The organism is Rathayibacter sp. AY1C4 (genome assembly GCF_002932195.1).
Lineage (GTDB): Bacteria > Actinomycetota > Actinomycetes > Actinomycetales > Microbacteriaceae > Rathayibacter.
In genome coordinates this window covers 17,253-36,607 of the sequence record NZ_PSWE01000019.1, presented here as the reverse complement: position 1 = coordinate 36,607, position 19,355 = coordinate 17,253, and the positions used below count along the sequence as shown (strand labels likewise).

Here is a 19,355-nt window from a genome sequence, read left to right as displayed (position 1 = left end):
CTCCCGTCTCTGACGAGACACCCTGTTTTCCGACAAGGAGAAAACATTGCTCGACGTAACCACTTTCGATGAGCTGCGCATCGGCCTCGCAACGGCCGATGACATCCGTCGCTGGTCGCACGGTGAAGTGAAGAAGCCCGAGACCATCAACTACCGCACCCTGAAGCCCGAGAAGGACGGCCTGTTCGGCGAGCAGATCTTCGGTCCCTCTCGCGACTGGGAGTGCTCCTGCGGCAAGTACAAGCGAGTCCGCTTCAAGGGCATCGTCTGCGAGCGCTGCGGCGTCGAGGTCACCAAGTCCTCGGTCCGCCGCGAGCGGATGGGCCACATCGAGCTCGCCGCCCCCGTCACCCACATCTGGTACTTCAAGGGCGTCCCCTCGCGCCTCGGATACCTGCTGGACATGGCGCCGAAGGACCTCGAGAAGGTCATCTACTTCGCGGCGTACATGATCATCGACGTGGACGACGACGGCCGTCACGCCGACATGCCCGGCCTCGAGAACGAGCTCCGGCTCGAGATCAAGACCCTCTCGGACCAGCGCGACTCCCGCATCGCGGACCGTCTGGCGCGCCTGGAGACCGACCTCGCCGCCCTGGAGGCGGAGGGCGCCAAGAGCGACCAGAAGCGCCGCACCAAGGACGGCGCCGAGAAGGAGATGGGCCAGATCCGCAAGTCCTTCGACGAGGACATCGCGCGGCTCGAGAGCGTGTGGGAGCAGTTCCGCACCCTCAAGGTCGGCGACCTCAAGCCCGAGGACGCGGTCTTCAACGAGCTCGTCGACCGGTACGGCGTCTACTTCGAGGCCTACATGGGCGCCGAGGCGATCAAGAAGCGCCTCGAGCAGTTCGACCTCCAGGCCGAGGCCGAGACGCTGCACCTGCAGATCGCCGAGGGCAAGGGTCAGAAGAAGATCCGCGCCATCAAGCGCCTGCGCGTCGTCAACTCGTTCCTCGCCACCGGCAACTCGCCGGCCGCGATGGTCCTCGACGTCGTCCCGGTCATCCCGCCGGAGCTGCGCCCGATGGTGCAGCTCGACGGAGGCCGGTTCGCGACCAGCGACCTGAACGACCTCTACCGTCGCGTGATCAACCGCAACAACCGACTCCGCCGCCTGCTCGACCTCGGTGCCCCCGAGATCATCGTGAACAACGAGAAGCGCATGCTCCAGGAGGCGGTCGACGCCCTCTTCGACAACGGCCGCCGCGGCCGCCCCGTCACCGGAACCGGCAACCGCGCCCTGAAGTCCCTGAGCGACATGCTCAAGGGAAAGCAGGGTCGCTTCCGCCAGAACCTGCTGGGCAAGCGCGTCGACTACTCGGGCCGCTCGGTCATCATCGTCGGCCCGCAGCTCAAGCTGCACCAGTGCGGTCTGCCCAAGCAGATGGCGCTGGAGCTGTTCAAGCCGTTCGTGATCAAGCGCCTGATCGACCTGTCGCACGCGCAGAACATCAAGGCCGCCAAGCGCATGGTGGAGCGCTCGCGCCCGCAGGTGTGGGACGTGCTCGAGGAGATCATCCGCGAGCGCCCCGTCCTGCTGAACCGCGCGCCCACGCTGCACCGTCTCGGCATCCAGGCCTTCGAGCCCCAGCTGGTCGAGGGCAAGGCGATCCAGCTGCACCCGCTCGTCTGCGCCGCGTTCAACGCGGACTTCGACGGCGACCAGATGGCCGTCCACCTGCCGCTGTCCGTCGAGGCCCAGGCCGAGGCGCGCATCCTGATGCTCGCGTCGAACAACATCCTCAAGCCCTCGGACGGCCGTCCGGTCACCCTGCCCACGCAGGACATGATCATCGGCCTCCACCACCTGACGACGATCCGCGAGGGCGCCGCCGGCGAGGGCCGCGCGTTCTCCTCCGTCTCGGAGGCGATCCTCGCGAAGGACCAGGGCTCGCTGCACCTGAACTCGAAGGTCAGGATCCGCATGTCGGACGTGTACTTCGCGCAGGGTCAGGCACCCGAGGGCGTCGAGATCGACGAGAACGGCAAGGTCACCGCGCCGGTCCTCCTCGAGACCACGCTCGGCCGCGCCCTCTTCAACGAGGCGCTGCCGGTCGACTACCCCTACTTCGAGCAGGTCGCCGACAAGACGACCATCTCCGGGATCGTCAACGACCTCGCGGAGCGCTACCCGAAGGTGGAGGTCGCCGCCTCCCTCGACCGGATCAAGGACGCCGGCTTCTACTGGGCCACCCGCTCGGGTGTCACCGTGGCGCTGTCCGACATCCTCACGCCTCCGTCGAAGCCCGAGATCATCGCGGGCTACGAGAAGAAGGCCGCGAAGGTCGAGTCCGAGTACGACAAGGGTCTGACCACTCAGGCCGAGCGCCGCCAGGAGCTCGTGAAGATCTGGACCGAGGCGACCGACGAGGTCGCCAAGGCCATGCGCGCGAACTTCCCGACGGACAACACCATCAACCGCATGGTCACCTCCGGTGCCCGCGGCAACTGGCTGCAGGTGCGCAACATCGCCGGCATGCGAGGCCTGGTGAACAACCCGAAGGGCGAGATCATCGCCCGACCGATCATCTCCTCGTACCGCGAGGGCCTGTCGGTCGCCGAGTACTTCATCGCCACGCACGGTGCCCGCAAGGGCCTGGCCGACACCGCGCTCCGCACCGCGGACTCGGGCTACCTGACGCGTCGACTCGTCGACGTCTCGCAGGACGTCATCATCCGCGAGGAGGACTGCGGCACCTCGAAGGGCCTCGACCTGCCGATCATGCTCCAGGACGCCACCGGCGCCTGGATCAAGGACTCCAACGTCGAGAACTCCGTCTACGCCCGTTCGCTCGCCACCCCGGCGTCGAACGAGGCCGGCGAGCTCGTCGCCGAGGCCGGCGAGGACGTGGGCGACGTGCTCATCGAGAAGCTGGTCGGAGCGGGCGTGCGCCACATCAAGGTGCGCTCCGTCCTGACCTGCGAGTCCGCCGTCGGCGTCTGCGCGGCCTGCTACGGCCGCTCGCTCGCCACCGGCAAGCTCGTCGACATCGGAGAGGCCGTCGGCATCATCGCGGCCCAGTCGATCGGCGAGCCCGGCACGCAGCTCACGATGCGCACCTTCCACACCGGTGGATCGGCCTCGGCCGACGACATCACGCAGGGTCTTCCCCGCGTGCAGGAGCTCTTCGAGGCCCGCACCCCCAAGGGCGCGTCGCCGATCGCGGAGGCCGCCGGCCGGATCACCATCGAGGACACCGACCGTGCCCGCCGCGTCATCCTCCAGCCGGACAACGGCGACGAGGCGGTCATCTACCCGGTGCTCAAGCGCTCGCAGCTCCTCATCGAGGACGGCCAGCACGTCGAGCTCGGGCAGCAGCTGCACGTCGGAACGGTCGACCCCAAGGAGGTCCTGCGCGTGCTGGGCGTCCGCGAGGTCCAGAAGCACCTGGTGGGCGGCGTCCAGGGCGTCTACCGCTCGCAGGGTGTGCCGATCCACGACAAGCACATCGAGGTCATCGTGCGTCAGATGCTCCGCAAGGTCACCGTGGTCGACCACGGCGACACGGAGCTGCTGCCGGGCGAGCTCGTCGACCGCTCGCGCTACAGCGAGGTCAACCGTGCGGCTCTGACCGAGGGCAAGCGGACAGCGTCCGCCCGCCAGGAGGTCATGGGCATCACCAAGGCCTCGCTCGCGACCGAGTCGTGGCTGTCGGCCGCGTCCTTCCAGGAGACCACCCGCGTCCTCACGCAGGCGGCCATGGAGGGCAAGCGCGACCCGCTGATGGGCCTGAAGGAGAACGTGATCATCGGAAAGCTGATCCCGGCGGGAACCGGTCTGCCCAAGTACCGGAACGTGTCGGTCGAGGCGACCGAGGAGGCGAAGGCCGAGCGGTACCCCAACCGCATCTTCGCCGACGACGCCGCGTTCAGCGACGCCGACCTCTCGTTCGTCGACTTCGACTCGTTCTCGAGCGACGGCTACGAGCCGGGCAACTACAGCTGATCCAGGTGAGCTGAACGATCGAAGGCCCCGTCGGGACACCGGCGGGGCCTTCGTCGTGCCCGGCCCGCGGTCACCCGCACGGGGGGCCGCCCGTTCGCGACGAGCGTCCTCCCCCGCAGGAGCGGGGTGATTGACTCGATGCGTGCTCGTCGGGTCGAGCCTGTACCCGTTCCCCGTCCTGGTCGCGGCACGTGAGGAAACGCGCGGATGAGACTCGTGATCGTCGTGCTGGCCGCACTGCTCGTGGTGGTCGGCGTCGTCGTGGTGCCCGCGGGGCGGGCGGAGGCGGGCGAGGCGGTCGCACCCTCGTCCTGCGGCGTCGCCGAGCTGGCTCCCGTGCTCACGGGCGACGACGTCCGGCCGCGCTCCGCCGCCGCCCTGGTCCCCATCGTGATGCTGCACGGCTGGCTGGGCACGGCGACGCACGACGCCGACCGCACAGGGGCCTTCTCCCATCTCGTCGACATGGTGTCGTCGGAGTCGGCGACCGCTCCGCTCGACGCTCCCGAGCCGTCCCTCCTCGGCCGGCTGCAGCAGATCGACGGCGCCGCGGTCTACACCTTCGACTACCGCCGGCTCGCCGCGCGCTGGGTCACCGACCCGGGGATCAGCGACGCGCTCGCCTCCTCGATCGCCTGCCTCGTCTCCGCGACCGGGCACCGCGCCGTCGTCGTCGCGCACTCGATGGGAGGGCTCGCCGCCCGCCAGGCGCTGAGCGGCTCGGTCGACGGGACCGCCGTCGCCTCGATGGTCTCGTCCGTCCTCACCTTCGGCACCCCGAACACGGGATCCGACGTCGCGGAGCGCCTCGGACGAATGGTCGACGACTCCGGCCAGGTCAGCCCCGCGGTGATCGCAGGACTGGACCCGCAGAGCCGGCTGAGCGTCTCGGCGATGCTCGCCTCCTGCGGGGACGCCGTCTCGGAGGACGCCGAGCACGCGGGGGAGTGCACGGGAGTGCCGATGATCGACGCCCTCGCCTCGGCGGCGGGCAAGGGCCTGCGGACGGGATCGACCGAGCTCGGCTCCCTGCCGCCCTGGCCCGCCGGCGTGCACGTGACGGCACTGGTGGGTGACATCCAGGTGACCGCCGCGGTGGCGCTCGGCCTCGCCACCGCGCCGGTCGACCTCGGCGACATCATGGTCGCAACCGGATCGGCGACGGCCGGAGTCGACGACTACGTGGTCTCGACCTGCCGCTACACCTACCTCGCCGCGGCGGACGTGCCGTCCCTCGTCGCCGAGCTCTCGCCGTTCGCGCGGCTCGGCGATGCTCTGCGCTTCGCGAAGCTCGTGGTCGACGTCGACGCGAGCCCGTGCCACCACGCGCGGCTGACCCGGAACGTCGACCTCGTCGAGCACGCCACCGGCGTCGTGTCGGACGTCGTCGCGGGCGAGCTGTCCGCTCCGCACGCCTCTCGAGCGCAGACCGCGGCGAGGGCGCTCCCGGCGGCGGAGGAGTCCCGGAGGCGGTCCTCGTGACCGGTCGGCGGACACCGCCGAGGAGACACCATGTCGCGTCAGTTGACGGACGTCTGTCGGGAAGCATACGGTCGGACCGGCCCATGGGGAGGCCGCCTGGGGGACAGGCAGCGCGGCCCGCGCGGCACCCGAGCCGCATGCGCGGGCCGCGCCCGTCTCCGATCTCCTCTCACGTTCCGCGCTCCCTCCGGGTACGCTCGGCTGGACAGCAGATGTCGGAGGCTCCTCCGTGCATCCCGGCGCCGGAGGCCTGATGAGCGACGACCCCCTCGATGCGGAGGAGCCGGCGCGTCCTCCCCGCCTGACCCGCGAGCAGGTCCGCACCCGCCTGCTGGACGCCGCTCTCGCGGTCGTCCGCGCCGAGGGCCTGCGCGTCGGAGTCGCCCACCTGCCCCTCGAGGACGTCATCCGCTCGGCGGGTGTTCCGCGCAGCACCGTGTACCGGATCTGGCCCACTCGCCAGTCGTTCTACGACGAGCTGATCGCCGCGATCCCGGAGCGGGTCCTCGCCACCCGCCTCGACCAGCCGTCCCTGCGGGCCGGGAACTCCCACCTCCACCGCAGCCTCGACCCCGAGCCGACCCCGGCGCAGCGCCGCGAGGCCCTGATCGCCTCCGTCCGGGTCGCCGTCGATGCGAACGTCGACAACGTCTTCTCGTCGCAGCACTGGCGCAACTTCATCGCTCTCGCCGGCGCGGTGGGCTCGCACGAGGAGCCGGCACGGACCGCCATCGGATCCGCTCTGCGGTCCCGCCAGCTGCACTTCATCGACAACATGGCGAAGTACTACGAGCACACCCTCGCCGAGGCGGGGCTCCGGCTGCGCCCGGACCGCGGCTCCGCCGCTCTCGCCTCCGCCGTCTCGGCCCTGATCGAGGGGCTGTGCATCGCGCGGATCGCGACACCGGAGCTGGTGACCGGCCCGCTCGACCCGGCCGATCCCGAGGGGCCGTCACTGGCGGTGGTGTCGGTGCTGCTGCTGATCGACGGGTTCACCGAACCGGACGAGTGATCCGGGTCGCGGGGTCCGCTCAGTCCTCCGCGACCGGCTCCAGCATCCCGTCGACGATCGAGCGGATCGTCCAGGCCGCCAGGGTCCACTCGACCGGCTCGCCGTCGAGGCCGGGGGCGGTCACCGGAGCGTCGAGGTCGTCGTCGAGGAGCCGGCCGCGGTGGGCGAGCCCGTCGATCACGATCGCGGTGAGGTGGGCGAGCTGGAGCGTCGTGAATCCCGGGCGCATCGTCCCGCCGAAGACCTGCAGCGTCTCCTCGTAGAAGTCGCGCATCCGGCGCGTGAGCATGCCCTCGATCCGCTTCGCCGTGGCGCGCACGGCGTCGCGTGCAGGCCCCTCCTCCATCGAGAAGGTGCAGGCGAGCAGCGCGTTGTACGACGACCAGTCGGCGGAGCGGCGGAGCGATTCGGCATTGGCCCGCGCGCCGATGCGGATGGTCTCCCAGGCGACCCGGCGGCGGCCGGCGGCCGTGGAGAGCAGATCGGTGGAGCGCTCGTAGACTTCGCGCATCTCCTGCTGGGCCTCGGGATCGGCGCCCTCCGCGTACCGGTCCCGCACGAAGACCTCGCCGACCAGGTCGGCCACGAACTCCTCGCGCGTGCTCCAGATCCGGTAGACGGAGCTGCGCGGCACGCCGGCCAGGCGGATGTACTCCTCCATGGGCAGGTGCGCGAAGCTCACCGTGAGGCCGTGGTTCGAGACGACGTCGCGCGCCGTGGCGATCATGCGGCTGCGGACCTGCTCCGCGGGGATCCTCCGGGCCCGCCGGGAGCCCTCTGCGCTGTCGTCCATGGAGAGGGACACTAGCCGGAGACGGTGCCGCGGGTGGTCCTCCACGCGCTCCGTGAGCCGATCCGGAGTGCTCTGGGGCGTCCTCCCACTGAGACGGAATGTCCCATCACGTGCACGACGACGTCGCGGACCGCTACGGTGCAGCCGGGGCGGACCCGAACCTGCCCCTGCTAGGGGACCCCCGTGACCGGATTCGATCGGTTCACGCTGGCCGTCGTCGACGGACCAGCGATCGAGCGTGCCGCGCTGCAGGCGCTGCTCGCGCAGCTGCTGCCGCAGTTCTCGCACGACGAGGAGGGCGTCGACCGCATCGCGGTCCTCGACCTGGACGGCGTGCCCGGCGAGGAGGTGGCCGACGCCCTCGAGCGTGCGGCGGCTTGGACCGTCGGCCTCGTCGTGCTCTCCTCCTCCGACTCCCTGGAGCCGGTGCGGGCCGTGCTGCGACGGGAGAGAGCGGCGTACGTCTGGAAGGGCGACGACCCCAGCGAGCTCGCGGCGGCGGTCGTCTCGGTCGCCTCCGGCCGCACCTGGATCTCGGACACCGCCCGCCACCGGCTCGTGCACGGGCGCGAGGAGCGCCGCCCGGTGCTGAGCCCGCAGGAGAGCCGGGTGATGCGCGCCTACGGAGCGGGTGCCGCGGTCCGCACCGTCGCGGTCGACCTCAGCGTCGCCGAGCACACCGTCCGCACCTACATCAAGCGGATCCGCGCCAAGTACCTCGAGACCGGCGTCACTCTCGACTCACGGGTCGACTTCTACCGCCACCTCGGCGACCACGACGTCGCCATCCGCCGCGGCGGAGACCGGGTGCGGGCCGGCGCGCAGCAGGCGGCCGGCGACGTGGTCGGCGAGCGCCGAGCCTGAGGCGAGCAGGATCGCGTTCCCGCCGGTGCGCCCCTCGACGAAGGCGGTCGATCCGACCGCTGCGGTGACCGGGAGCAGCTCCCGGACGACCCCGCGCAGGCGGTCCAGCCTCCGGTGGTCGGCGTCGTCGGCGACGTTGACCGCGAGGAGCCCGTCCGCGCCGACGCGGGCGGCGAGCGGAGCGAGGACGGACGCGCGGTAGAACGGCTCCGGGATCTCGTCCCCGTCGTAGACGTCGAGCACGACGAGGTCGGCGCTCCAGGGCGGCAGGGGCCCTGCGGCGTCGGCCGTGAGGAGTCGGACGCGCGCGCCGCGGGGGAGCGGCGCGTGCTCGAGCACGAACTCCACGAGTCCTGCCGCGCTCTCCACCGCGAGCTGCTCGGAGCCCGGCCGGGTCGCGGCGACGTACCGGGCCAGGGCCAGGGCTCCGGCTCCGAGGTGCAGCACGCGCAGCGGCTCGCCGGAAGGGGCGGCGGCGTCGACCACCGCGCCGAGGCGCGCGAGGTACTCGAGGTGCAGAGCCCGGGGATCGCCCGGATCGATCAGCGACTGCTCCGCGCCGTCGACCGTGAGCAGCAGCGCCTCCGGCCGCACGGGATCCGGCCCCAGCACGGCTGTGCGGCCTCCCGGCAGCAGGAGGGACGGAGGCATCCCGTCACGCTAGCGCTCCTCGCGCGATCCGCCCCGCCGCCGCTACGGTGACAGGCATGGCCGCCCTGATCCTGCTCGACGTCGACGGCGTCCTGAACCCCTCCGTCCGCAGCGATCGCGCCTCGGGCTCGCACCGCCTGGAGCTCGAGCCGGAGCGGGCGGCGCTCGTCGCCCGTCTGGCCGCGGTCGGCACGATCGTGTGGGCCACGACCTGGCCGCCGCGCTTGACGCGGGTCCTCGCCCAGGACCTCGGGCTGCCGGCGGGCACGGAGGCGATCGTCTTCGACGGCGGCCTCCCGCGCGACCCGCGGTTCCCGGGCCGGACGGGCAAGCTCCAGCCCGTCGCGGTGTGGCTGGAGGCGGCCGCCGAGCGCGGCGCGATCGGCGCCGTGGTGTGGATCGACGACAACCTCCACGAGGACGCGTACGACTGGGCCCGCGAGCAGAGCACCCCCTTCCACCTGGTGCGTCCGGAGTCGGCGACGGGCCTCACGAGCGACGAGGTCGCCGGTGCCGAGCACTTCCTGGCCGGACTCCCGGCGTCACACGGCGACATCCGGGAATAGGGCCGCCCCCTCCACTGGTTATCGTCACTCCGGGCGGTTCCGCCGAGCAGCGGTCCGCCCCGGGACGACCCGTCCCCTCGTCGATCCCCGCGCCGCATCCGGCGCAGCGGGACCGCCACGACTCCGTGATGCACCGAAGGACAACACCGTGACCCTCTCCGCCCGCACCTCCCTGCGCGTCCTGCTCGGCACGACCGCCGCCGCCGCCGCCCTGGTCCTCGCCGGCTGCGCGCCCGCCTCGACCGACGACGTGGTCTCCGGCTCGAGCGGCGAGGGCACCGCCTCCGCCAGCTCCGGCCTGACTCTGGCCGAGGTCGAGGACTCGGGGAAGCTCACCATCGGCACCGAGGGCACCTACCCGCCCTTCTCCTTCCACGCCGACGGCGGGACGGGAGCCCTCACCGGCTACGACGTCGACGTGATCACCGCCGTGGCCGAGAAGCTGGGCGTCGAGCCCGACTTCCAGGAGACGCAGTGGGACGCCATGTTCGCGGGCCTGGACGGAGCGCGCTTCGACGTGATCGCGAACCAGGTCTCGATCAACGACGAGCGCGAGGCGAAGTACGACTTCTCGGAGCCGTACTCGGTCAGCCCTGGCGTCGTGATCGTCCCCTCGAGCGACACCTCGATCACCGACCTCGCCGGCCTCTCCGGCAAGACCACCGCGCAGTCGCTCTCGAGCAACTGGTACACCGTCGCGCAGGAGAACGGCGCCGAGGTCGAGGGCGTCGAGGGCTGGGCGCAGGCCATCGCCCTCGTCGAGCAGGGCCGCGTCGACGCGACCGTGAACGACCGCCTCACCTGGCTCGACTGGTCCACGACCTACCCCGACCAGGCCGCGGGCCTCAAGGTCGCCGTCACCACCGACGACACCTCCGAGAGCGCCTTCACCTTCCCGAAGGGCTCGGACGACCTCGTCGAGGCCGTCGACTCCGCCCTCGACGAGCTGCGCGAGGACGGCACACTCGCCTCCATCTCCGAGCGCTACTTCGGAGCCGACGTCTCCCAGTAGCCCCACCCCGAGACGGCTCCTCCCCTTCCGGGAGGGGCCGTCTCGTGCGTGAGCGGTCCCGTCGCGGGGGAGCGGCGGAGCGGCTCAGGCCGCGGGTCCGCCTGCAAGGGCGCCCGCCCCGGCGCGAAGCGTGCCAGCATTCCCCAGGAGGCGGACACGATCCGCCCCCGACGCCACCACCCGATCGAGCCGACTGCGGATCCTCCCGCGAAGGCGGGAGAACACAATGGACCTCGTCCTCCGGTCGTTCTGGCCGATCCTCTCCGGGGGCATCGTCGGGACGATCCCGCTCGCGCTGGCGAGCTTCGCCATCGGGCTCGTGCTCGCGCTGGCGGTCGCCCTGATGCGGCTCTCGCGGGTGCGGATCCTCTCCTGGGTCGCGCGCGCCTACATCTCCGTCATCCGGGGCACGCCGCTCCTGGTGCAGCTGTTCGTGATCTTCTACGGGCTGCCGAGCCTCGGACTGAAGATCGACCCCTGGCCCAGCGCCACCATCGCGTTCGCCCTCAACGTCGGCGGCTACGCGGCGGAGGTGATCCGCGCGGCGATCCTCAGCGTCCCGAAGGGGCAGTGGGAGGCGGCGCACACGATCGGCATGAGCCGCTCGCTCTCGCTGCGGCGCATCATCCTCCCGCAGGCCGCGCGCGTCTCCGTCCCGCCGCTGTCGAACACCTTCATCTCGCTGGTGAAGGACACCTCGCTGGCCTCCCTCATCCTGGTGACCGAGCTCTTCCGGCAGGCGCAGAAGATCGCCACCGCGTCGAGCGAGTTCATGCTCCTCTACCTCGAGGCCGCTCTGATCTACTGGCTCATCTGCCTGGTGCTCTCCAGCGGCCAGGGCCTGCTCGAGAAGCGATTGGACCGCTATGTCGCCCGCTGACACTCCGACCGACGCGCGGCCCGTGCTCACGGCCCGCGGCCTCCGCAAGTCGTTCGGCGGGGTGGAGGTGCTGCGCGGCATCGACCTGGAGATCCGCCGCGGCGAGGTCGTCGCCCTGATCGGGCCCTCGGGCTCGGGCAAGACCACCGTCCTGCGCTCGCTGAACAGCCTCGAGGTGCCGGACGGCGGGGTGGTCGAGCTCGCCGACGGCAGCGTCCTCGACTTCGACCGCGGCGTCGGACGGAAGGCGCTGACCGGGCTGCGCGACCACTCCGCGATGGTCTTCCAGCACTTCAACCTCTTCCCGCACCTGACCGTCCTCCAGAACGTGACGGAGGGGCCGCTGCGAGTGCAGCGCCGTCCCGCGTCCGAGGTGGTCCCGGAGGCGGAGCTCCTGCTCGAGCGCGTCGGCCTCGGCGGCCGGGGGAGCGCCTACCCCTTCGAGCTCTCCGGCGGTCAGCAGCAGCGCGTGGGCATCGTCCGGGCGCTCGCGCTGCGGCCCGATCTGCTCCTCTTCGACGAGCCCACCTCGGCGCTGGACCCGGAGCTGGTCGGCGACGTGCTCTCGCTGATGCGGGAGCTGGCGGGGGAGGGCTGGACCATGCTCGTCGTGACGCACGAGCTCGAGTTCGCCCGGCAGGTGGCCTCGGAGGTCGTCTTCATGGCCGACGGCGTGGTCGTCGAGCGGGGCGCCCCTGCGCAGATCCTCCGGGAGCCGCGGGAGCCTCGCACCCGGCAGTTCCTGCACCGCCTCCTCCACCCGCTCGAGTAGACGGTCGGCGCTGTCCCCCGTCGACGGGGAGCCGCGCGGCGCACCGGGCGCGGCGGAAGGCGTGCCTATGCTGTCCGGGTGACCTGGAGCAGCGACGCCGAGACCACGCGGATCCCCTCCGCGACCGAGACGTCCGGCGGAACCGGACCCCAGCCGACCCGGGAGTACGTCTGGCCCGAACCCGTGACGGGCCGTCAGCCGACCGTCGAGCCCGCCGCCCCGGCCGCCGCGGCGTCCGCCCCCAGCGCCCTCGGGCCGGTCGAGGCCGAGCCCGAGCCGGTCCGGCGCTCCGGCAACCGCCTCGCGGGCCTCGCGCTCGCCCTCCTGACGACCGCGGTCTTCGCCGTCCTGTACCTCGTCGCCCTGGCGGCGATCCGCCTGCTGGTCGACCGCGTCGGCGGCGACCCGGTCGCCCTCGCGCTCGACGCTGCGCCGACCGCGCTCTTCCTCGCCCCGGTGGCCGCGTTCCTCGTCGGCCTGGCGCTGATCGTGCTGGTCGTGAACCGCGCGGGCTGGTGGGCCTACGTCCTCGGCGGCTTCCTCGTCGCCCTCCTCACGGCCGCGGCCGCGCTGGTCGGCGGCTGGAGCGCCGTCGGACCGCTCGCCCTGCCGATCGACCGCTCCCTCGCGCTCGACTACGTCCGCGATCCCGCCGTCCTCGCGGCGGTCCTCGCCGCCGGCGTCCTCGGCCGGGAGGCGAGCGTCTGGGGCGGCGCCGCGATCGCGGCCCGCGCCCGGGGCGTCAAGCGCCGCAACGCCGAGCGCGAAGCGGCCGCGCAGTCGTGACTCCGGAGGGGCAGGGGCAGGGCCGCGGAGCCGGTCTGGGCTACGGCCTCGCGCTGGCCGGCTTCGCCGCGTTCCTCTACCTCGCCCTGGTCGTCTGCGCGTTCGGGGTCCTCAGCCTCCTGCTGGACCAGGACGTCGTGCCCGAGCGCGACGCCGGTCCGCTGCTGGGGCCGGTGTCGGTGGCGGTCTGCGTCGTCGCCGTGCTGGTCGCGATGGTGACCCTCGCCGCCCGTCCCGCCGTCCACCGCGTCCTCGGCCCGACGCTGCTGACCGGGGTCGTCGTCTACCTGCTCTTCCTCGTCACGGGCGGAGCGCTCTACGGGCTCGGCCGCCAGGAGCCGGGGGAGATCCTCGGCTGGATCCTCGACCACGCCCCCACTGTCTTCGCGATCGCGACCGGCGTGCTCGCGGCGGCCGTCCAGCTCGTGTTCCTCCTGCTCCTGGCCCGTCGCGACGCCGGCGGCCGCAGCCCTCACTGGGGCTGGGAGGGCGACGAGCGGGAGTGAGGGCGGAGTCCCGGCGCGGCTCGTCGCGGCGCTGCGGCATCTCCCAGGGCGAACGCCGCTCGGTTGACCGGCCCCGTCACTCCCCGTAATATTCTTCGGGTGTGCGCTTTGCCGTGCGCTCGTGTCGTGCCTCCGGGTCGATGCGGTCGCCGCACTTCGCTCCACCGGGTCCGCGAGGATCCGCGGGTTCGTCCGATCGGGCGGCCCCCACGGCATACCCCTCACCCTCCCGGTCCCGCTCGCGGGGCCGCGGGGTGCGTCGGGTCCAGATGAACTCGGCCGTTCCCGGAGACGGGAGGGCCGAATGTCGACCATCGATCCGCTGTCACCGTGCAGCATTCAAGGAGCAAAACCAGTGCCAACGATTCAGCAGTTGGTCCGCAAGGGACGCACGCCGAAGGTCACCAAGACCAAGGCGCCCGCCCTGAAGGCCAACCCCCAGCAGCGCGGCGTCTGCACGCGCGTCTACACGACCACGCCCAAGAAGCCGAACTCGGCCCTCCGCAAGGTGGCCCGCGTGAAGCTCTCCAACGGCACCGAGGTCACCGCCTACATCCCCGGCGAGGGCCACAACCTGCAGGAGCACTCGATGGTGCTCGTGCGCGGCGGTCGCGTCAAGGACCTCCCCGGTGTCCGCTACAAGATCGTTCGCGGCGCCCTGGACACCCAGGCCGTCAAGAACCGCAAGCAGGCTCGCAGCCGGTACGGCGCGAAGATGGAGAAGAAGTAATGCCTCGTAAGGGCCCCGCTCCCAAGCGCCCCGTCGTCGCAGACCCCGTCTACGGCGCCCCCATCGTCAGCCAGCTCGTCAACAAGATCCTCCTGGACGGCAAGAAGGGCCTCGCCGAGCGCATCGTCTACGGTGCCCTCGAGGGCGTCGCCGGCAAGAACGGTCAGGACGCGGTCGTCACCCTCAAGAAGGCGCTCGACAACGTCCGCCCGACCCTCGAGGTCCGCAGCCGCCGCGTCGGCGGCTCGACCTACCAGGTCCCGGTCGAGGTCAAGCCCCACCGCGCCAACACCCTCGCGCTCCGCTGGCTCACCAGCTACGCGAAGGCCCGTCGCGAGAAGACGATGACCGAGCGTCTCATGAACGAGATCCTCGACGCGTCGAACGGTCTGGGCGCCGCTGTCAAGCGTCGCGAGGACACCCACAAGATGGCCGAGTCGAACAAGGCCTTCGCGCACTACCGCTGGTAGCGCACCCCGCGGCCGCCCCCGGGCGACCGCGACCACCGGGCCCGCGGCGTCACCGCTGCGGGCCCGGTCCCGGCGGCGGATCGCCCGATCCCCGCGACCGGGCGACCGCCACCACCAGAATCCCAGCCATTCGGCCATGAACCCGGTGCGCTGGCTCCATCACCTATCGGAGGAACTCCGTGGCACAAGATGTGCTCACCGACCTGAACAAGGTCCGCAACATCGGCATCATGGCCCACATCGATGCCGGCAAGACCACCACCACCGAGCGCATCCTGTTCTACACGGGTATCACGCACAAGATCGGCGAGGTCCACGACGGCGCCGCGACGATGGACTGGATGGCGCAGGAGCAGGAGCGCGGCATCACGATCACGTCCGCCGCGACGACCTGCTTCTGGAACAAGAACCAGATCAACATCATCGACACCCCCGGTCACGTCGACTTCACGGTCGAGGTCGAGCGCTCGCTCCGCGTCCTCGACGGCGCCGTCGCCGTCTTCGACGGCAAGGAGGGCGTCGAGCCCCAGTCCGAGACCGTCTGGCGTCAGGCCGACAAGTACGACGTCCCGCGCATCTGCTTCGTCAACAAGATGGACAAGCTCGGCGCCGACTTCTACTACACGGTCGACACGATCATCAAGCGCCTCGGCGCGAAGCCGCTGGTCATCCAGCTGCCCATCGGCGCGGAGTCCTCCTTCGAGGGCGTCGTCGACCTGGTCGAGATGCGCGCGCTCACGTGGCGCGGCGACTCGAAGGGTGACGTCGCGCTCGGCGCGAAGTACGAGATCGAGGAGATCCCGGCCGACCTCGCCGACAAGGCGGCGGAGTACCGCGAGAAGCTCCTCGAGACCGTCGCGGAGACCTCCGACGAGCTGCTCGAGAAGTACTTCGGCGGCGAGGAGCTCACCGTCGCGGAGATCAAGGGCGCCATCCGCAAGATGACCGTCAACTCCGAGATCTACCCGGTGCTCTGCGGCTCGGCGTTCAAGAACCGCGGCGTCCAGCCGATGCTCGACGCTGTCGTGGACTACCTCCCCTCCCCGCTCGACGTCCCCGCCATCGAGGCGCACGACGTCCGCGACGAGGAGAAGGTCATCATGCGCCACGCGGACTCGACCGAGCCCTTCTCGGCGCTCGCGTTCAAGGTCGCCGTGCACCCGTTCTTCGGCCGCCTGACCTACGTCCGCGTCTACTCGGGCAAGCTCGACTCCGGCGCCCAGGTCATCAACTCGACCAAGGGCAAGAAGGAGCGCATCGGCAAGATCTTCCAGATGCACTCCAACAAGGAGAACCCGGTCGACTCGGTCACCGCCGGCCACATCTACGCCGTCATCGGCCTCAAGGACACCACCACCGGTGACACCCTGAGCGACCCGGCCGCGCAGGTCGTGCTCGAGTCGATGACCTTCCCGGAGCCCGTCATCGAGGTCGCCATCGAGCCCAAGACGAAGGCGGACCAGGAGAAGCTCGGCACCGCGATCCAGAAGCTCGCGGAGGAGGACCCCACCTTCCGCACCGAGCAGAACCAGGAGACCGGTCAGACGGTCATCAAGGGAATGGGCGAGCTGCACCTCGACATCCTGGTCGACCGCATGAAGCGCGAGTTCAACGTCGAGGCCAACGTGGGCAAGCCCCAGGTCGCGTACCGCGAGACGATCCGCCGCACGGTCGAGAAGTACGACTACACCCACAAGAAGCAGACGGGTGGCTCCGGCCAGTTCGCGAAGGTCCAGATCACCATCGAGCCGATGGAGGTCGAGGCCGACAAGACCTACGAGTTCGTCAACGGCGTCACCGGTGGCCGCGTCCCGCGCGAGTACATCCCCTCCGTCGACGCGGGCATCCGCGACGCCATGCAGGTCGGCGTGCTCGCCGGCTACCCCATGGTCGGCGTGAAGGCGACCCTGGTCGACGGAGCGGCGCACGACGTCGACTCCTCCGAGATGGCGTTCAAGATCGCCGGCTCGATCGCGTTCAAGGAGGCCTCGCGCAAGGCGCAGCCGGTCCTCCTCGAGCCGCTCATGGCCGTCGAGGTCCGTACTCCCGAGGAGTACATGGGCGACGTCATCGGCGACATCAACTCGCGTCGCGGGATGATCCAGTCGATGGAGGACGCCACCGGCATCAAGGTCATCCGGGCCAACGTCCCGCTGTCCGAGATGTTCGGCTACATCGGAGACCTGCGCTCGAAGACCTCGGGCCGCGCCGTCTACTCGATGACGTTCGAGACCTACGCCGAGGTCCCCAAGGCCGTGGCCGAGGAGATCGTCCAGAAGAACAAGGGCGAGTAGCTCCGCCCCTGGGCCGTCGCCGTTCCCCGGAACGGCGGCGGCCTGGTAGTGTCGTGCGGGTTTGCTGCCGAGTGCAGCGCGCCCCCTGTCGCAGCGGGACGGCCGCACGACCACTGCCGGTAACATACGTACACAAAACCCCCGCAAGTCCTCCTGTCCTCGTGCCGCCCCGTGCGGCCGCCCGGATGCGGATGCTTGCACCTAAGTCCTGAGGAGGACCCACAGTGGCTAAGGCCAAGTTCGAGCGGACCAAGCCGCACGTCAACATCGGAACCATCGGTCACGTCGACCACGGAAAGACCACGCTCACCGCGGCGATCTCGAAGGTTCTGGCGGACAAGTTCCCGTCCGCGACCAACGTCCAGCGTGACTTCGCGTCGATCGACTCCGCTCCCGAGGAGCGCCAGCGCGGCATCACGATCAACATCTCGCACGTCGAGTACGAGACGCCGAAGCGCCACTACGCGCACGTCGACGCCCCGGGTCACGCCGACTACATCAAGAACATGATCACCGGCGCGGCCCAGATGGACGGCGCGATCCTCGTGGTCGCCGCCACCGACGGCCCGATGGCTCAGACCCGTGAGCACGTCCTCCTCGCCAAGCAGGTCGGCGTCCCCTACCTCCTCGTCGCGCTGAACAAGGCCGACATGGTGGACGACGAGGAGATCCTGGAGCTCGTCGAGCTCGAGGTCCGCGAGCTCCTCTCGTCGCAGGGCTTCCCCGGCGACGACGCCCCCGTCGTGCGCGTCTCCGGCCTCAAGGCACTCGAGGGCGACGACACCTGGACCCAGTCGATCCTCGACCTGATGGACGCGGTCGACGAGTCCATCCCGGACCCGGTGCGCGACAAGGACAAGCCGTTCCTCATGCCGATCGAGGACGTCTTCACGATCACCGGTCGTGGAACCGTCGTCACCGGCCGTGCGGAGCGTGGAACCCTCGCTCTGAACTCCGAGGTCGAGATCGTGGGCATCCGCCCGACGCAGAAGACCACGGTCACCGGAATCGAGATGTTCCACAAGCAGCTCGACGAGGCCTGGGCCGGCGAGAACTGCGGTCTGCTCCTCCGCGGCACCAAGCGCGAGGACGTCGAGCGCGGCCAGGTCGTCGTCAAGCCGGGTTCGGTCACGCCGCACACGGACTTCGAGGGCACCGCGTACATCCTGTCCAAGGATGAGGGTGGGCGTCACAACCCGTTCTACGCGAACTACCGTCCGCAGTTCTACTTCCGCACCACCGACGTCACCGGCGTCATCACGCTGCCCGAGGGCACCGAGATGGTCATGCCCGGCGACACCACCGACATGACGGTCGCGCTGATCCAGCCGATCGCCATGGAGGAGGGCCTCGGCTTCGCCATCCGTGAGGGTGGACGCACCGTGGGTGCCGGTACGGTCACCAAGATCATCAAGTAGGTCCGTCCTACTGATCTCTCGAGAGGGGTCGTCCGCTTCGGCGGGCGGCCCCTCTCGTCGTTCCCGGGGACGCCCGGCTAGCGTGGCGGCATGCCCTTCGTGAAGAGCGACCCCCGTGCCCTCCCGCAGTTCTTCGAGTGGGAGGCGGCCGGCCTGGACTGGCTGCGCGAGGCGGACGGCGGTGCGCGCTGTGTCGGGGTGGAGAGGGTGTCGCCCGGGCGCATCGAGCTGGAGGAGATCCGCTCCGTGCGTCCCTCGGCCGAGTCGGCTCGGGCTCTCGGCGCCGCGCTCGCCCGGACGCACGACGCCGGAGCCGCGGCGTTCGGAGCGCCGCCCCCGGGATGGACCGGCCCCGCGTACATCGGCCGCCGCGGGATGCCGTGCCGCCCGGACGACTCGTGGGGGCGCTTCTACGCGGAGCAGCGGGTGCGGCCGTTCCTCGGCCCCGCCGTGGAGGCGGGCAACCTCACGGCAGCCGAGTCGCGGCTCGTCGAGCAGGCTCTGGGCCGGGTGGCGGCCGGAGCCTTCGACGACGGTGCGGGGCCCGCCCGGATCCACGGGGACCTCTGGACCGGCAACGTGCTCTGGACGGCGGACGGCGCCGTCCTGATCGACCCCGCCGCTCACGGGGGACACCGCGAGACCGATCTGGCGATGCTGGCCCTCTTCGGTGCTCCGCACCTCGACGCCGTCCTCAAGGGCTACCGCGAGCAGCATCCGCTGGGGGCCGGCTACGAGGAGCGGGTGCCGCTCCACCAGCTGCACCCGCTCGCCGTCCACGCCGCCGGTCACGGTCCCTCCTACGGCCGCGCCCTGGCAGACGCGGCGGAGCAGGTGATCGCACTGGCCGGCTGACCGGCGCGCCCGCACCGTTCCCCCAGCCGGGAGCGCCACACTGAGGCACGCGCCGCCCTGTGCGCGTTTACAAGGAGGCATCATCGTGGATCTCGGGAAGCTCGGACGCCAGGCCGGCGAACTGCTCAACAGCCGGAAGGCCCAGGACGCGCTGCGGAGCGAGAAGGCCGAGCAGGTCTCGGACCAGACCCTCGAGAAGGCGGGCGAGATCGCCAGCCGCCTCACCAACGGCAAGTACGACGACCGCATCGAGGACCTGAAGCGCCAGGCCGACAAGCGGATCGGCAACGAGTAGCGGCTGCCGTCCGACTGCTCCTC

The 19,355-nt window shown here is 70.8% G+C and carries 17 protein-coding genes; 16 read left to right on the top strand and 1 reads right to left on the bottom strand.

The features are described from left to right. Positions 1–46: 46 nt before the first annotated feature. From C5C99_RS10975 to C5C99_RS10965, 3 genes are all read left to right on the top strand, one after another. Positions 47–3,946, top strand: a complete 3,900-nt coding sequence (locus C5C99_RS10975) for a DNA-directed RNA polymerase subunit beta' (RefSeq protein WP_104224580.1) — start codon at positions 47–49, stop codon at positions 3,944–3,946. Positions 3,947–4,153: 207 nt separating this feature from the next. Continuing rightward, complete coding sequence (locus C5C99_RS10970) at positions 4,154–5,428, top strand: triacylglycerol lipase (RefSeq protein WP_104250883.1); 1,275 nt, start codon at positions 4,154–4,156, stop codon at positions 5,426–5,428. A gap of 253 nt (positions 5,429–5,681) precedes the next feature. Beyond that, complete coding sequence (locus tag C5C99_RS10965) at positions 5,682–6,440, top strand: TetR/AcrR family transcriptional regulator (RefSeq protein WP_104340070.1); 759 nt, start codon at positions 5,682–5,684, stop codon at positions 6,438–6,440. A 19-nt stretch (positions 6,441–6,459) separates the two neighbouring features. Here the strand turns inward: C5C99_RS10965 and C5C99_RS10960 are convergent, their stop codons facing one another. Further along, positions 6,460–7,233 (bottom strand): hypothetical protein, encoded by a 774-nt coding sequence (locus C5C99_RS10960; protein WP_146076607.1) that lies wholly within the window; start codon positions 7,231–7,233, stop codon positions 6,460–6,462. 183 nt (positions 7,234–7,416) lie between these two features. Between C5C99_RS10960 and C5C99_RS10955 the strand changes: the two genes are divergently transcribed. The 13 genes from C5C99_RS10955 (at position 7,417) to C5C99_RS10895 (ending at position 19,332) form a co-directional block, all read left to right on the top strand. After that, positions 7,417–8,097 (top strand): LuxR C-terminal-related transcriptional regulator, encoded by a 681-nt coding sequence (locus C5C99_RS10955; RefSeq protein WP_104247592.1) that lies wholly within the window; start codon positions 7,417–7,419, stop codon positions 8,095–8,097. A gap of 707 nt (positions 8,098–8,804) precedes the next feature. After that, positions 8,805–9,314, top strand: coding sequence for an HAD domain-containing protein (locus C5C99_RS10950; RefSeq protein WP_104269387.1), 510 nt, complete (start codon positions 8,805–8,807; stop codon positions 9,312–9,314). Between the two features lie 148 nt (positions 9,315–9,462). After that, a complete protein-coding gene (locus tag C5C99_RS10945; protein WP_374953121.1) occupies positions 9,463–10,326 on the top strand; it encodes an amino acid ABC transporter substrate-binding protein in 864 nt (287 codons plus the stop codon). 226 nt (positions 10,327–10,552) lie between these two features. Continuing rightward, positions 10,553–11,206, top strand: coding sequence for an amino acid ABC transporter permease (locus C5C99_RS10940; protein ID WP_104340069.1), 654 nt, complete (start codon positions 10,553–10,555; stop codon positions 11,204–11,206). Continuing rightward, positions 11,193–11,978, top strand: coding sequence for an amino acid ABC transporter ATP-binding protein (locus C5C99_RS10935; RefSeq protein WP_104340068.1), 786 nt, complete (start codon positions 11,193–11,195; stop codon positions 11,976–11,978). Before C5C99_RS10940 ends, C5C99_RS10935 begins: the two co-directional genes overlap by 14 nt. A 78-nt stretch (positions 11,979–12,056) precedes the next feature. Further along, a complete protein-coding gene (locus C5C99_RS17140; RefSeq protein WP_181074589.1) occupies positions 12,057–12,764 on the top strand; it encodes a hypothetical protein in 708 nt (235 codons plus the stop codon). Further along, complete coding sequence (locus tag C5C99_RS10925; protein WP_104273241.1) at positions 12,761–13,270, top strand: DUF6121 family protein; 510 nt, start codon at positions 12,761–12,763, stop codon at positions 13,268–13,270. The genes C5C99_RS17140 and C5C99_RS10925 overlap by 4 nt, the downstream gene beginning before the upstream one ends. Before the next feature lie 355 nt (positions 13,271–13,625). Further along, positions 13,626–14,000: a 30S ribosomal protein S12 gene (rpsL, locus tag C5C99_RS10920; protein WP_011186743.1), complete on the top strand. Its 375-nt coding sequence runs from the start codon at positions 13,626–13,628 to the stop codon at positions 13,998–14,000. Then, positions 14,000–14,470, top strand: coding sequence for a 30S ribosomal protein S7 (gene rpsG, locus C5C99_RS10915; RefSeq protein WP_068251443.1), 471 nt, complete (start codon positions 14,000–14,002; stop codon positions 14,468–14,470). Before rpsL ends, rpsG begins: the two co-directional genes overlap by 1 nt. 179 nt (positions 14,471–14,649) lie before the next feature. Further along, on the top strand, positions 14,650–16,764 hold the full coding sequence (fusA, locus tag C5C99_RS10910) for an elongation factor G (protein ID WP_104224571.1): 2,115 nt from the start codon (positions 14,650–14,652) through the stop codon (positions 16,762–16,764). 224 nt (positions 16,765–16,988) lie between these two features. Continuing rightward, positions 16,989–18,182: an elongation factor Tu gene (tuf, locus tag C5C99_RS10905; protein ID WP_104224570.1), complete on the top strand. Its 1,194-nt coding sequence runs from the start codon at positions 16,989–16,991 to the stop codon at positions 18,180–18,182. Positions 18,183–18,272: 90 nt separating this feature from the next. After that, positions 18,273–19,037 carry a fructosamine kinase family protein gene (locus C5C99_RS10900; RefSeq protein ID WP_104333992.1) on the top strand — a complete coding sequence of 255 codons (765 nt, stop codon included), beginning with the start codon at positions 18,273–18,275 and terminating at the stop codon, positions 19,035–19,037. A gap of 85 nt (positions 19,038–19,122) precedes the next feature. Beyond that, positions 19,123–19,332, top strand: a complete 210-nt coding sequence (locus C5C99_RS10895) for an antitoxin (RefSeq protein ID WP_159939075.1) — start codon at positions 19,123–19,125, stop codon at positions 19,330–19,332. Positions 19,333–19,355: the final 23 nt, after the last annotated feature.